The sequence below is a fragment of the Streptomyces albofaciens JCM 4342 genome (genome assembly GCF_008634025.1).
Taxonomy (GTDB): Bacteria; Actinomycetota; Actinomycetes; order Streptomycetales; family Streptomycetaceae; genus Streptomyces; species Streptomyces albofaciens.
The window spans coordinates 2449947-2463192 of sequence record NZ_PDCM01000001.1 but is presented as its reverse complement, the minus strand read 5'-3'; the positions used below and the strand labels follow the sequence as shown (position 1 = coordinate 2463192).

12 protein-coding genes are annotated in these 13246 nt (G+C 70.8%); all 12 read right to left on the bottom strand.

The window, feature by feature from the left end:
- Positions 1 to 23 precede the first annotated feature (23 nt).
- Complete coding sequence (locus tag CP973_RS11135) at positions 24 to 317, bottom strand: YggT family protein (RefSeq protein WP_003986336.1); 294 nt, start codon at positions 315 to 317, stop codon at positions 24 to 26.
- A 71-nt stretch (positions 318 to 388) separates the two neighbouring features.
- Positions 389 to 1009, bottom strand: coding sequence for a cell division protein SepF (gene sepF, locus CP973_RS11130; RefSeq protein WP_030371863.1), 621 nt, complete (start codon positions 1007 to 1009; stop codon positions 389 to 391).
- A 124-nt stretch (positions 1010 to 1133) separates the two neighbouring features.
- Positions 1134 to 1865 carry a YggS family pyridoxal phosphate-dependent enzyme gene (locus CP973_RS11125; RefSeq protein ID WP_150239769.1) on the bottom strand — a complete coding sequence of 244 codons (732 nt, stop codon included), beginning with the start codon at positions 1863 to 1865 and terminating at the stop codon, positions 1134 to 1136.
- Complete coding sequence (pgeF, locus tag CP973_RS11120; RefSeq protein WP_425281956.1) at positions 1862 to 2617, bottom strand: peptidoglycan editing factor PgeF; 756 nt, start codon at positions 2615 to 2617, stop codon at positions 1862 to 1864. The genes CP973_RS11125 and pgeF overlap by 4 nt, the downstream gene beginning before the upstream one ends.
- Positions 2618 to 2630: 13 nt before the next feature.
- Complete coding sequence (ftsZ, locus tag CP973_RS11115; protein WP_150239765.1) at positions 2631 to 3860, bottom strand: cell division protein FtsZ; 1230 nt, start codon at positions 3858 to 3860, stop codon at positions 2631 to 2633.
- A 274-nt stretch (positions 3861 to 4134) separates the two neighbouring features.
- Entirely contained in the window at positions 4135 to 5004 is an 870-nt protein-coding gene (locus CP973_RS11105; protein ID WP_150239761.1) for a cell division protein FtsQ/DivIB, read from the bottom strand.
- Between the two features lie 58 nt (positions 5005 to 5062).
- Positions 5063 to 6148 (bottom strand): undecaprenyldiphospho-muramoylpentapeptide beta-N-acetylglucosaminyltransferase, encoded by a 1086-nt coding sequence (murG, locus tag CP973_RS11100; protein WP_150239760.1) that lies wholly within the window; start codon positions 6146 to 6148, stop codon positions 5063 to 5065.
- A 6-nt stretch (positions 6149 to 6154) separates the two neighbouring features.
- A complete protein-coding gene (gene ftsW, locus CP973_RS11095) occupies positions 6155 to 7495 on the bottom strand; it encodes a putative lipid II flippase FtsW (RefSeq protein ID WP_150239758.1) in 1341 nt (446 codons plus the stop codon).
- Between the two features lie 61 nt (positions 7496 to 7556).
- A complete protein-coding gene (gene murD, locus CP973_RS11090; RefSeq protein ID WP_150239756.1) occupies positions 7557 to 8975 on the bottom strand; it encodes a UDP-N-acetylmuramoyl-L-alanine--D-glutamate ligase in 1419 nt (472 codons plus the stop codon).
- Positions 8972 to 10036 (bottom strand): phospho-N-acetylmuramoyl-pentapeptide-transferase, encoded by a 1065-nt coding sequence (gene mraY / locus CP973_RS11085; protein ID WP_030676116.1) that lies wholly within the window; start codon positions 10034 to 10036, stop codon positions 8972 to 8974. The genes murD and mraY overlap by 4 nt, the downstream gene beginning before the upstream one ends.
- On the bottom strand, positions 10033 to 11466 hold the full coding sequence (locus tag CP973_RS11080; protein WP_150239754.1) for a UDP-N-acetylmuramoyl-tripeptide--D-alanyl-D-alanine ligase: 1434 nt from the start codon (positions 11464 to 11466) through the stop codon (positions 10033 to 10035). Before CP973_RS11080 ends, mraY begins: the two co-directional genes overlap by 4 nt.
- 62 nt (positions 11467 to 11528) lie before the next feature.
- Positions 11529 to 13232, bottom strand: a complete 1704-nt coding sequence (locus tag CP973_RS11075; protein WP_150239752.1) for a UDP-N-acetylmuramoyl-L-alanyl-D-glutamate--2,6-diaminopimelate ligase — start codon at positions 13230 to 13232, stop codon at positions 11529 to 11531.
- Between the last annotated feature and the right edge of the window lie 14 nt (positions 13233 to 13246).

The following is a 13246-nucleotide window of genomic DNA, read 5'->3' as shown; positions in this document are numbered from 1 at the left end:
GGCAATCGGCAAGACCGTATCGTTCACACCAACAACACCGACCTCACGACGGTGATCAGGATGTAGACGATGATCATCAATACGAAGAAGGACAGGTCGAGCGCCACGCCCCCGAGACGCAGCGGCGGAATGAACCGCCGCAAGAGCTTGAGTGGCGGATCAGTGACAGTGTAGGTGGCCTCCAGAACGACCACCATTGGCTTGCCGGGTTGCCATGAACGGGCGAACTGGAAGACGTAGTCCATCACCAGCCGGAAGATCAACACGATGAGGAAGCAGTACAACGCGATGTAGATCACCTGCCCAGCAATGCTCATCCGCGCTGTCCTCTCCCCTTGCCTTGCTGTCGTGTTGGGGCCTTTCGGCCTGGTGTGCCCGGTGTTGCGTCTCAGCTCTGGTTGAAGAACCCGCCCTCTGCGATGCGGGCCTTGTCCTCCGCCGTGACATCGACGTTAGCAGGAGACAACAGGAACACCTTCTGCGTCACCCGCTCGATGCTGCCGTGCAGGCCGAAGACCAGACCGGCGGCAAAGTCGACAAGTCGCTTCGCGTCCGTGTCGTCCATCTCCGTGAGATTCATGATCACCGGAGTGCCCTCACGGAAGTGTTCCCCGATGGTACGGGCTTCGTTGTAGGTCCGAGGGTGCAATGTGGTGATGCGGTAGGGCTCCCGCTCGGACACAACCTTGGGCATGATCACCGGTGCGTTCTTCTCCAGGTTCGGACGGTCGGGTGTGATGGACGCCACGGGGGCGATTCGGGCGGGTCGTCCGCTTTCGGCGGCCGGCGGTGCGGACTCACGCTGCGCGGGAGGCTGGGTGACCCGTACCGGTTCGTCCCGTTCCGGGTGCGGTTCGGTGGGTACTTGGGTCTGCTGTCGCCGTCCCCGATCGGGCTCCGGGTCAAGCTCGGGCTCGAACTCGTCGTCGGGGTCGAACCCCCGGCCGTCGTACCCATCGTCCTCCACGAGGCCGAGGTAGACCGCCATCTTGCGCATCGCGCCGGCCATTCTCTGCGTCCTCCGCTCTGTGGTGGATCGGCTCCGTCACCGGGCGCCGTGAATCCACGTGGTCTGCCCTCCTTTTGGAGGCAATGACCATATTTTGTGCTGTGGTCCGACTTGCTTGGCGACGTTACCCGAGCCGTGGTCGGACTCCGAGTACCGCGGTGCCGACGCGCACATGTGTCGCCCCGGCGGCCACGGCGTCATCAAGGTCCGCGCTCATCCCTGCTGACACCATGTTCGCAGCAGGATGGTTCCCGCGCAGGCCGGATGAGATTTCCATCAAACGCTCGAACGCCGCCCGCGGGTGCCCGGCGTACGGGCCGGCCAGCGGAGCCACCGTCATCAGACCGCCCAGGCGCAGCCCTTCGGCGTCGGCGATCGCGTCGGCGAGGGCGTCGACCCCGGCCGGGGCCACCCCGCCGCGCCGGCCGAGCCGCCCCTCGTTGTCGCCCGACTCGGCGTCAAGTCCCACCTGGATCAGGCAGCCCAGCTCCCGGCCGGCCCGGACGGCTTCCTTCGAGAGCGCCGTCACCAGCTTGACGCGGTCGACCGACTGCACGACATCGGCGTAATTGACCACAGATCGTACTTTGTTGGTCTGCAACTGTCCGACGAAGTGCCAGTTGAGGGACAGATCCGAGCACTCGGCGGCCTTCGGTGCCGCGTCCTGGTCCCGGTTCTCCGCCACGTGGCGGACACCGAGTTCGGCGAGCAGCCGGACGTCGCTCGCCGGGTAGGTCTTCGTGACCACGATGAGGGTCACGTCCGCACGCTTGCGACCGGCTTTGTCACAGGCGGTGGAGATTCGTTCCTCCACGCGCGCCAGGTTGTCGGCCAGTTCCGCCTTACGATCCGTCACAGCTCAGCATCCAGCCATACATAGCTCGCGAGCCGCCCGGTGATGCGGTCGCGCCGGTACGAGAAGTGGTCCGCCGACTCCAGCGTGCAGATGTGGGAATGTTCACCCACCTGTACGCCGTGCGCGGCCAGTTGGGCACGGACCCCGGCGGCCATGTCCACCGCGGGCGTGCCCCAGGAGGTGGTGGCCCATGCTTCGGGCACCACCGCGGCGACCTCGGCGCGCATCGCCTCGGGCACCTCGTAACAGCGCCCGCAGACCGCGGGTCCGGTACGGGCGACGATGCGCGCCGGGTCGGCGCCGAGCGCGGTCATCGCCTCGACGGTCGCCGGGACCACCCCGGCCACCAGGCCCGGGCGCCCCGCGTGGGCGGCGCCGGTGACCCCGGCGACCGGGTCGGCCAGGAGCACCGGGGTGCAGTCGGCGGTCAGCACGGCGAGGGCCAGGCCCCGGCGGGCCGTCACCACCGCGTCGACACGGGGGATCTCGGCGCCGTCGCGCCACGGTCCGTCGACCACGGCGACGTCCCGGCCGTGCACCTGGTTCATCCAGACGACCCCGGCCGGGTCCAGGCCCAGCGCCTTGGCCGCCAGCTCGCGGTTGGTCCGTACGGACTCCGGGTCGTCGCCGACCGCGCCGCCGAGGTTGAGCTCCGCATACGGAGCGGCGCTCACCCCGCCCCACCGGTCGGTGAAGGCGAAGTGCGCGCCGCTCGTGTCGTTCGTCAGCACCGGGTGCTGCTGCCCTATCACGTCGGGACTTCGGTTATTTCAGGAAGTCGGGGACGTCCAGCTCCTCGGCCGTGGTGTCCGAGTACGGACGGGCCGGCGGAACCTGCGGCGAGCTGGTCGGGGGCGGCGGCACTTCGCCCAGCGGGGACGGGTCGGCCGGGGCCGGCTCCTCGTCCCGTACGGGCACCGAGCCCAGGCCGCCGAAGGAGGACGGCCGCGGTTCGGCCTGCGGGGCCGGGCGGCCGGCGGCCGGGGCCGGCTCCTCGCGCTTGCCGGTGTTCTGGCTGCCGAGCACGGTCTGCTGACGGGCCGGCGGCTGCCCGCCGTCGAAGCCCGCCGCGATGACCGTCACCCGTACCTCGTCGCCGAGCGCGTCGTCGATGACCGCGCCGAAGATGATGTTCGCCTCGGGGTGGGCCGCCTCGCTGACCAGCTGCGCGGCCTCGTTGATCTCGAAGAGACCGAGGTCGGAGCCGCCGGAGATGGAGAGCAGCACACCGCGTGCGCCGTCGATGGAGGCTTCCAGCAGCGGCGAGGAGATCGCCATCTCCGCCGCGGCCACCGCGCGGTCGTCGCCGCGCGCCGAGCCGATGCCCATCAGGGCCGAGCCCGCCTCGGACATCACGGACTTGACGTCGGCGAAGTCCAGGTTGATCAGGCCGGGGGTGGTGATCAGGTCGGTGATGCCCTGGACACCCGACAGCAGTACCTGGTCCGCGGACTTGAACGCGTCGAGCACGCTCACCTGGCGGTCCGAGATGGACAGCAGTCGGTCGTTGGGGATCACGATGAGGGTGTCGACCTCGTCGCGCAGGCCGGCGATGCCGTCCTCGGCCTGGTTCGCGCGCCGGCGGCCCTCGAAGGTGAACGGGCGGGTGACCACACCGATCGTCAGGGCGCCCAGCGAACGCGCGATGTTGGCGACGACGGGCGCGCCGCCGGTGCCGGTGCCGCCGCCCTCTCCCGCGGTCACGAAGACCATGTCGGCCCCCTTGAGGACCTCCTCGATCTCCTCGCGGTGGTCCTCGGCCGCCTTGCGGCCGACATCGGGGTTGGCGCCGGCGCCCAGGCCACGGGTGAGTTCCCGGCCGACGTCCAGCTTGACGTCGGCGTCGCTCATCAGCAGGGCCTGTGCATCGGTGTTGATCGCGATGAACTCGACGCCCTTGAGCCCGACCTCGATCATCCGGTTGATGGCGTTCACGCCACCGCCGCCGATGCCGACGACCTTGATGACTGCGAGGTAGTTCTGCGGTGCTGCCACGTCGAAGGCCTCTCGCCTCGAGTTACGTGTCGCCGCCGCACCGGGGTGCGGTCGTCGACTGATGCCGATGGGACGGTTCGTTGTGCCGACCCGAACCCTAACGCTGAAGTTTAGGGTTACCAGTGCCTGTGTTCCTGGGACTCTTTGGAACGAGACACTAAGTCGACAAGTGGCGCACGTTCAACGAACACGCCGAACCTCCCGTTTTTCTTTTCACCCTATGTGATCACCCATAGTGGTAGCCATCCAGGGTGCTGGCCTGCGGGTACGCACGTCAACTCCCGGACACCGCGGGTGCGGTGGGCACACTCACATCGAAGTGGCGCGCGTCACGCGCCGCTTTCAGCGCGGCGGTGAGCACCTTGGCCTTGGCCGTACTGCGTTCCTCGCTCCCCCAGACGACGGTACGGCCGTTCGTCAGCCGCAGTGTGATGGAGTCGTAGGAACGCACCTGAACGGTACGAACGTCCTGGTGGACCGCCTTGGGCAGGGCGGTGACGACGGTCGCGGCCGCGCCGCGGAGCCGGTCGGCGCCGAACCTCCGCAGGCTCGGGCTGTCGCGTACGGCCATTTCCAGAAGCGGGACGCCCTTCGGGGCGGTGGCGACGGTGGCGAAACGCGTCCCTTCGGCGTCCACTTCGACGAACTTTCCGCCCGTTTGAATAAGGAGTTCCGGCTCCCTTTCGGTCACTTTCAAGCTGACCGTGTGCGGCCAGGAGCGCGACACCACAACGGACTTGATGCGCGGGAGTTCCGCGCGCAGCCGCTCGGCGATGGCCCGCTTGTCCACGGAGGCGAGGGGGACGTCCATCGGGACCGCGGCGGCCCGTACGACCTCATCCGCCGTCAGAACCTTGGTGCCGGTGGCCTTGACCTCTTCCGTGCGCAGCCAGGTGGAGCCGTAGAGGGCCCAGGCGCCGAAACCGGCCAGCAGCGCGGCGCCGGCCAGTGTGATGATCAGGACGCGGCGGGGCGGCAGCCGGAACCGGCCGCGCAGCGCGGACCCGCCGTTCTTCGGGCCGGACGACTTTCCGGATTTCCCGCCTCCGCCCCCGCCGCCGGAGCCGCCGGCCTTCCCGGAAGCGGGCGGGCGGGAGCGCCCGGGCTTCTTCTCGCCGCGCCGGGCGGTCGTCGGTCCGGCCACGCTCCCTCTCCTTCCGGCCGCCGCCCCGGGTGGGCCCGGGGCGGCGCCGCGTATTCCGTCAGCGGCCGGCGACCGCCTCGTACACCATGCCGACCAGCAGTTCGTCCGCGTCCCGGCGGCCGAACTCGGACGCCGCGCGGGACATCTCGTACAGCCGGTGCGGGTCGGCGAGCACCGGGAGCACCTGGCTCTGCACCCATTCCGGCGTCAGCTGCGCGTCGTCGATGAGCAGTCCGCCGCCAGCGTTGACCACCGGCTGGGCGTTCAGCCGCTGTTCGCCGTTGCCGATGGGCAGCGGGACGTAGGCGGCGGGCAGTCCGACGGCGGACAGTTCGGCGACGGTCATCGCGCCCGCGCGGCAGAGCATCATGTCGGCCGCGGCGTACGCGAGGTCCATCCGGTCCACGTACGGTACCGGTACATAGGGGGGCATGCCGGGCATGTTGTCCACATGCGGCAATTCGTTCTTCGGGCCGACCGCGTGCAGCACCTGGATGCCGGAGCGCTGGAGCGCGGGCACGGCGGCCTGGATGACCTCGTTCAGCCGCCGGGCGCCCTGCGAGCCGCCGGAGACCAGCAGCGTCGGCAGGTTGGGGTCCAGCCCGAAGGCGGCCCGCGCCTCGGGCCGGACCGCCGCCCGGTCCAGGGTCGCGATGGAGCGGCGCAGCGGGATGCCCACGTACCGGGCGTCGCGCAGCTTGCTGTCCGGGGTGCTGACCGCGACGTACTTGGCGTACCGCGAGCCGATCTTGTTGGCCAGCCCGGGACGGGCGTTGGCCTCGTGCACGATGATCGGCACCCCGCGCCGCTTGGCGGCCAGGTAGCCGGGCAGCGCGACATAGCCGCCGAAGCCGACGACGCAGTCCGCCTTGGTGCGCTCCAGGATCTGCTCGGCGGCCTTGATGGTGCCGCGCAGCCGCCCGGGGACGGTGATCAGTTCGGGCGTGGGCTTGCGCGGCAGTGGTACGGCCGGAATCAGGCCCAGCTCATAGCCCCGCTCCGGCACCAGCCGGGTCTCCAGCCCCTTCTCCGTGCCGAGTGCCGTGATCCCCACGGTCGGGTCCTGCCTGCGCAGGGCGTCCGCGAGGGCGAGCGCGGGCTCGATGTGGCCGGCGGTCCCCCCACCGGCGAGTACGACATGCACCGAAATTCACCGCTCTCCGGACGGCCGCTTCTTGACGCGCCGTCTCATCGTCTTCCGTCTCACCCCAGCCAGTTTCCTGCCGAAAACAGGCTGCCGCATGGCCAGTGCCGCCCGTGCAGCGGGCTCGTCACGCGCGAAGGCGATCAGCAGACCGATGGCGAACATCGTCGGCAGCAGGGCGGAGCCCCCGAAGGAGAACAGCGGCAGCGGGACCCCGGCGATCGGCAACAGACCGAGCACCGCACCGATGTTGATCACGGCCTGGGCCGTGATCCAGGTGGTCACGCCTCCCGCTGCGTACCTCACGAAGGGGTCCTCCGTGCGTCCGGCCACGCGGATACCCGCATAGCCTAGAGCCGCGAAGAGGGCGAGCACCGACAGCGTCCCCGCAAGCCCCAGTTCCTCCCCGGTGATGGCGAAGATGAAGTCGGTGTGCGGTTCAGGGAGTTCACCCCATTTTTCCATACTCGCGCCGAGCCCGGATCCGAAGAACCCGCCGGAGGCCAGCGCGTAGATGCCGTGCACGGCCTGCCAGCACTGGTCCTGCGGCCCGGGGTCGGTCGCGCCGATGCAGGCGAGCCGGGCCATCCGGTTGGCGCTGGTCTTGATCAGCAGCGCTCCTATGACGGTGGCGGCGCCGAGCACGCCCACGAAGAGCCGGGTGGGGGCCCCGGCCAGCCACAGCAGCCCGAACAGGATCGCGGTCAGGATGATCGCGGTGCCCATGTCGCCGCCGAGCATGATCAGGCCGAGCAGCAGGAAGGCCACCGGGATCAGCGGCACCAGCAGGTGCTTCCACTGCATCAGCAGCTTCTTGTCCTGCTTGCGGGCCAGCAGGTCGGCGCCCCACAGAACCAGGGCCAGCTTGCCGAACTCGCTGGGCTGCATCTGGAAGGGACCGCCCAGATTGATCCAGTTCTGGTTGCCGTTGACCGCGACCCCTATCCCGGGAATCTGGACCAGGGTCATCAGAAAGACCGAGACGGCCAGCAGCGGATACGCCAGCGTCCGGTGCACCCGGACCGTCGTCCGGGCCGCCACCAGCATCAGGATGCCGCCGAGCACCGCCGCGAGCAGTTGCTTGCGGAAGAAGTACGTCGGGGCCAGGCCGAGCTGGAGCGCCTTGATCTGGGAGGCCGAGTAGACCATCACCAGGCCGAGCACGGTGATCAGCAGACTGCCGCCGACCACCAGGTAGTAGGCGGTCAGCGGCCGGTCCCAGGCCCGTCTGAGCCGGGTGTACGACCCCCGCGGGGTGCGGGGGCCGCCGCCGCGCGCCGGGCGCGGACCGAAGCCGGTGCGCCGGGCCGGGCGCGGCGGCGCCGCCTTCGCCGATCGGGCCGTCATCGTCGTCCCCTCCACAGGTGCGCTGCGCCGTGCGTCCTCGACGGCGGCGGGGACGTACGGACTACTGTTCCTGAGCGGCCAGCGTGCGGACCGCGTCGGCGAAGGCTTCGCCCCGCTTGTTGTAGTTCAGGTACATGTCCATCGAGGCGCAGGCCGGGGCCAGCAGGACGGTATCGCCCGGCCGGGCCAGGCGGGCGGCTTCCCGGACGGCTTCGGACATCGCCCCAGTGTCGGTCCGGTCGAGGTCGACCACCGGGACATCGGGGGCGTGTCGCGCCAGGGCCTCCCGAATGAGCCCCCGGTCGGCGCCGATGAGGACCGCACCGCGCAGCCGGCCGGCCGACTTCTGTACGAGCTCGTCGAAGGTGGCGCCCTTGGCCAGGCCGCCGGCGATCCAGACGATGTGTTCGTATGCCGCCAACGATGCCTCGGTGGCGTGGGTGTTGGTGGCCTTGGAGTCGTCCACGTACGCGACCCCGGCGACGTCCGCGACGTGCTCGATGCGGTGCGCGTCCGGGTGGAAGGCGCGCAGGCCGTCCCGTACGGACTGGGGCCGCACGCCGAAGGCGCGGGCCAGGGCCGCCGCGGCGAGCGCGTTGGCGATGTTGTGCGGGGCCGCGGGCGTCACGTCCGAGACCTCGGCGAGTTCCTGCGCCTGCTGCTGCCGGTTCTCGACGAAGGCGCGGTCGACGAGGATGCCCTCGACGACGCCCAGCTGCGAGGGGCCGGGGGTGCCGAGGGTGAAGCCGATGGCGCGGCAGCCCTCCTCCACATCGGCCTCGCGCACCAGGTCCTCGGTGGCCTTGTCGGCGACGTTGTAGACGCAGGCCACCGTGTTGCCCTCGTAGATGCGGCCCTTGTCGGCGGCGTACGCCTCCATGGAGCCGTGCCAGTCGAGGTGGTCCGGGGCCAGGTTGAGGACGGTGGCGGAGTGGGCGCGTACGGAGGGGGCCCAGTGCAGCTGGTAGCTGGAGAGCTCGACGGCGAGGACGTCATACGGCTCGTCGGAGAGCACCACGTCCACCAGGGGCACGCCGATGTTGCCGACGGCGGCGGTGCGCAGTCCCTCGGCCTCCAGGATGGCGGCCAGCATCCGTACGGTCGTGGTCTTGCCGTTGGTGCCGGTGACCGCGAGCCAGGGCGGAGCGTCCGGGCCGCGCATCCGCCAGGCCAGCTCCACATCGCCCCACACCGGGACGCCGGCCGCCTCGGCGGCCTGGAAGAGCGGGCTGGTGGGCTTCCAGCCGGGGGTGGTGACGACCAGGTCGGTGCCCTCGGGAAGCGTGTCGCCGTCGCCGAGGCGGACGGTGATGCCCAGCTCCTCCAGGGGCGCGGCCTGGGCGCGCTCCCGCTCGCCGTCGCCGCCGTTGACGACGGTCACGACGGCGCCGAGGCCGGCCAGGGCGCGGGCGGCGGGAACGCCGCTGACGCCGAGACCGGCCACGGTCACCTGCTGTCCGGTCAGGTCCAACGCGCTCACTTGGCGGCCTGCCAGCCGCCGTAGAAGATGCCCAGGCCGACGATCACGCACATGCCCTGGATGATCCAGAACCGGACCACGACAAGGACTTCGGACCACCCCTTCAGTTCGAAGTGGTGCTGGAGCGGCGCCATCCGGAAGACCCGCTTGCCGGTGAGCCGGAAGGAGCCGACCTGGATGACCACCGACATGGTGATCAGGACGAACAGGCCGCCGAGCACGGCCATGAGCAGCTCCGTGCGGGAGCAGATGGCCAGCCCCGCCAGCGCGCCGCCCAGGGCCAGCGAGCCGGTGTCACCCATGAAGATCTTGGCGGGCGAGGTGTTCCACCACAGGAAGCCGAAGCAGGAGCCCATCAGGGCCGAGGCGACGACCGCCAGGTCGAGCGGGTCCCGGACCTCGTAGCAGGCGGGTCCGGCGCTGATCGCGTTGGCGCAGGACTCCTGGTACTGCCAGATGCCGATGAAGGTGTACGCGCCGAAGACCATCACCGAGGCGCCGGTGGCCAGGCCGTCCAGGCCGTCGGTGAGGTTCACGCCGTTGGACATCGCCAGGATCATGAACAGCGCCCAGATGACGAAGAGCACCGGGCCGATCTGCCAGCCGAAGTCCTGGGTGAAGGACAGCCGGTCGGAGGCCGGGGTCTGGCCGCGCATGTCCGCGAACTGGAGCGAGAGCACCGCGAAGGCGATGCCGACGATCAGCTGGCCGGCCATCTTGGCCTTGGCCCGCAGGCCCAGCGAACGCTGCTTGACGATCTTGATGTAGTCGTCGAGGAAGCCCACCAGGCCCATGCCGGCCATCAGGAACAGCACCAGCACACCGGAGAAGGTGGGGTTGCTGCTGGTGATGACCTTGGTCAGCGCGTACGCGATGAGTGTGGCCAGGATGAAGGCGATGCCGCCCATGGTGGGCGTACCGCGCTTGCTGTGGTGGTCGCGCGGGCCGTCGTCACGGATGAACTGCCCGTAGCCCTTCCTGGCCAGCAGCTTGATCAGCAGCGGGGTGCCGATCAGCGTCAGGAAGAGACCGATCATTCCGGAGAAGAGGATCTGCTTCATCGGGTGGCGGCCCCGCCCTCGACACCGTCGTCGCTCAGCAACGCCGCGGCGACCCGCTCCAGACCGACCGACCTGGACGCCTTCACCAGCACGACGTCACCCGGCCGCAGCTCGCTGCGCAACAGGTCGATCGCCGCCTGCGCGTCGGACACGTGCACCGACTCCTCACCCCACGAACCCTCGTTCTTGGCGCCCATGTCGAGCCAGGCCGCTTCCCTGCCGCCGACCGCCACGAGCTTGCTGACGTTGAGCCGGACGACCAGGCGCCCGACCGCGTCGTGTTCGGCGAGTGACTCCCCGCCGAGCTCGGCCATCTCACCGAGCACCGCCCACGTACGGCCTCCCGTTGCCTTGGAGGCTTCGCCCATCGCCACGAGCGCGCGAAGCGCCGCCCGCATCGATTCCGGGTTCGCGTTGTAGGCGTCGTTGACGACCGTCACACCGTCCGCGCGCTCGGTGACCTCCATGCGCCAGCGGGAGAGCGTGCCGGCTTCGGAGAGCGCGGCGGCGATCTCGTCCACGGGCATGCCCAACTCATGGGCGACGGCGGCCGCGGCAAGCGCGTTCGACACGTGGTGCTCACCGTACAGCCGCATGGTCACGTCGCTGCACCCGGAGGGTGTGTGAAGCGTGAAGGAGGGCTGTCCGAGTGCCGTGAGCCGGACATTCTCGGCACGTACGGCGGCGTCAGCGGACTCGCCGAAGAAGACCGTGCGGGCCTTCGTGCGGGAGGCCATGGCCCGTACGTACGGATCGTCCGCGTTCAGTACGGCGATGCCGCCCTCGTCGGCGGTGGGCAGCGCCTCGACCAGCTCGCCCTTGGCCTGGGCGATCTGCTCGCGGCCGCCGAACTCGCCGATGTGCGCGGAGCCGACGTTGAGCACCACGCCGATCCGCGGCGGGGTCAGCTCCGCCAGGTAGCGGATGTGGCCGATGCCGCGGGCGCCCATCTCCAGGACGAGGAACTTGGTGTCGGCGTCCGCGCGCAGCGCGGTCACCGGCAGCCCGATCTCGTTGTTGAGGTTGCCCACCGGGCACACGGTCGGCCCGCTGCGCGACAGCAGCTGGCCGATCAGGTCCTTGGTGCTGGTCTTGCCGGCCGAGCCGGTCAGCCCGACGACGCTGGTGCCCAGGCGGCCGACGACGGCCCGGGCCAGCGCGCCGAGGGCGGCGATCACGTCGTCCACGACGATCGCGGGGACGCCGACGGGACGGACGGCGAGGACCGCCGTGGCGCCCGCCTCGACGGCGCGCCCGGCGTAGTCGTGGCCGTCCACGCGCTCGCCGGCGAAGGCCGCGAAGAGGCTGCCGGGGCGGACCTCACGGGAGTCGAACACGACGGGGCCGGTGACCCGGGCGTCCGGGTCCGGTATGTCGTGCTGCTGCCCGCCGACGATGCTCGCGATCTCGGCGAGGGACAGGGAGATCACTTCTCACCCCCGGCCGTGGGCAGGAAGTGCCGTTCGAAGGGTTTTGCGCGCATGGCGGTGTGTCATCCCTGGTGGTTCGGCTGCTGCGAGTTCAACGAAGCCTCGATGGCCCGGCGCAGCACCTGACGGTCGTCGAAGGAGCGGACCACTCCGGCGATGTCCTGGCCCTGCTCGTGGCCCTTGCCCGCGACGATCACGGTGTCGCCGGGCTCGGCGCGGGCCACGGCGGCCGCGATGGCGGCGGCCCGCTCCTCCTCGACCAGCACGGTGCCGCGCTCGTGGACGGGCACCTCGGCGGCGCCCGCGAGCATGGTGGCGAGGATCGCGAGGGGGTCCTCGCCGCGGGGGTTGTCGGAGGTCAGTACGGCGGTGTCGGCGAGGCGGGCGACCGCCGCGCCCATCGGCTTGCGCTTGTGCGGGTCGCGGTCGCCGCCGCAGCCCAGCACGGCGTGGATGCGGCCCTCGGTGACCTTGCGCAGGGCGCGCAGCACCGATTCGACCGCGTCGGTCTTGTGGGCGTAGTCGACGACCGCCAGGTACTTCTGGCCCGCGTCGACGCGTTCCAGGCGGCCGGGGACGCCGGGCACCGCGGCGACGCCGTCGGCGGCGGTCTGCGGGTCCACGCCGGCCACGGCCAGGGCCGTGATGGCGGCCAGCGCGTTGGCGACGTTGAAGGGGCCCGGGATGGGCGCGGCGGCCCGTACGGACACGCCGTCGGGGCCCAGCACGGTGAAGGTGGAGCCGAGCGCGCCGACCTCGACGTCGGCGGCGCGCCAGTCGGCGTCCGGGTGGCCCTCGGCGGAGAACGTGGTGACCGGCACCTCGGACTCGCCGGCGGCCAGCCGCCTGCCGTACTCGTCGTCGATGTTGACCACGCCGGCCTTGCTGCGGGCCTTGGTGAACAGCTGCGCCTTGGCCTGGAAGTAGTCCTCCATCCCGGAGTGGAACTCCATGTGCTCCGGGCTGAGGTTGTTGAAGATCGCGACGTCGAAGACGCAGCCGTCGACGCGGCCGAGGACCAGCGCGTGGCTGGAGACCTCCATGGTCACCGCGCGCACGCCGCGCTCGCGCATGACCGCGAACAGCGCCTGGAGGTCGGTGGCCTCGGGGGTGGTGCGCTCGGACTTCAGGCGCTCGTCACCGATGCGGGACTCGACGGTGCCGATCAGGCCGGTCTTGCCGCCGCCCGACTTCTCCGCCGCGGCCCGCAGGCCCCCGTCGATCAGGTACGCGGTGGTGGTCTTGCCGGAGGTGCCGGTGATGCCGACCTGGAGGAGGTCCTGGCCCGGGTCCCCGTAGATCGAGACGGCCAGCGCGCCCATCCGGGCCCGCGGCTCGTCCACGACCAGGACGGGCAGACCGGTGGCGGCGGCGCGCTCGTGGCCCGCCGGGTCGGTCAGGACCGCCGCGGCGCCGAGGTCGGCCGCCTGGTTGGCGAAGTCGGCGCCGTGGAAGCGGGCGCCGGGCAGCGCGGCGTAGACGTCACCGGGGCGCACGGCCCGGGAGTCGTGGGTGATGCCGGTGACGGCGACATCGGCCGCGGCCGGCACCGGGGTGCCCAACTGCTCGGCGAGGTCCGCGAGGGGGGTGGCGCGGACCCGCTCTGGGCGGGGCGCTCCCGGGTATTCCCCGGGGGCGTCCTTCTGGGCGTTGTGGGACTGATCAGCGTGTGACACGGCGGTGAGCGTACCGGGCGCGGCGCCCTCGGGGCGAAGTGAGGGCCGGGTCCCGGAACGGTTCCCGGGGTCGGGGGTGATGGTCGTCACGGCGGTGCTGCCTC

Bases quoted from the DNA above. Each gene is read 5' to 3' on its own strand.
- CP973_RS11135 (WP_003986336.1), bottom strand. From the start codon at position 317: ATGAGCATTGCTGGGCAGGTGATCTACATCGCGTTGTACTGCTTCCTC.
- sepF (WP_030371863.1), bottom strand. From the start codon at position 1,009: ATGGCCGGCGCGATGCGCAAGATGGCGGTCTACCTCGGCCTCGTGGAG.
- ftsW (WP_150239758.1), bottom strand. From the start codon at position 7,495: ATGACGGCCCGATCGGCGAAGGCGGCGCCGCCGCGCCCGGCCCGGCGC.
- mraY (WP_030676116.1), bottom strand. From the start codon at position 10,036: ATGAAGCAGATCCTCTTCTCCGGAATGATCGGTCTCTTCCTGACGCTG.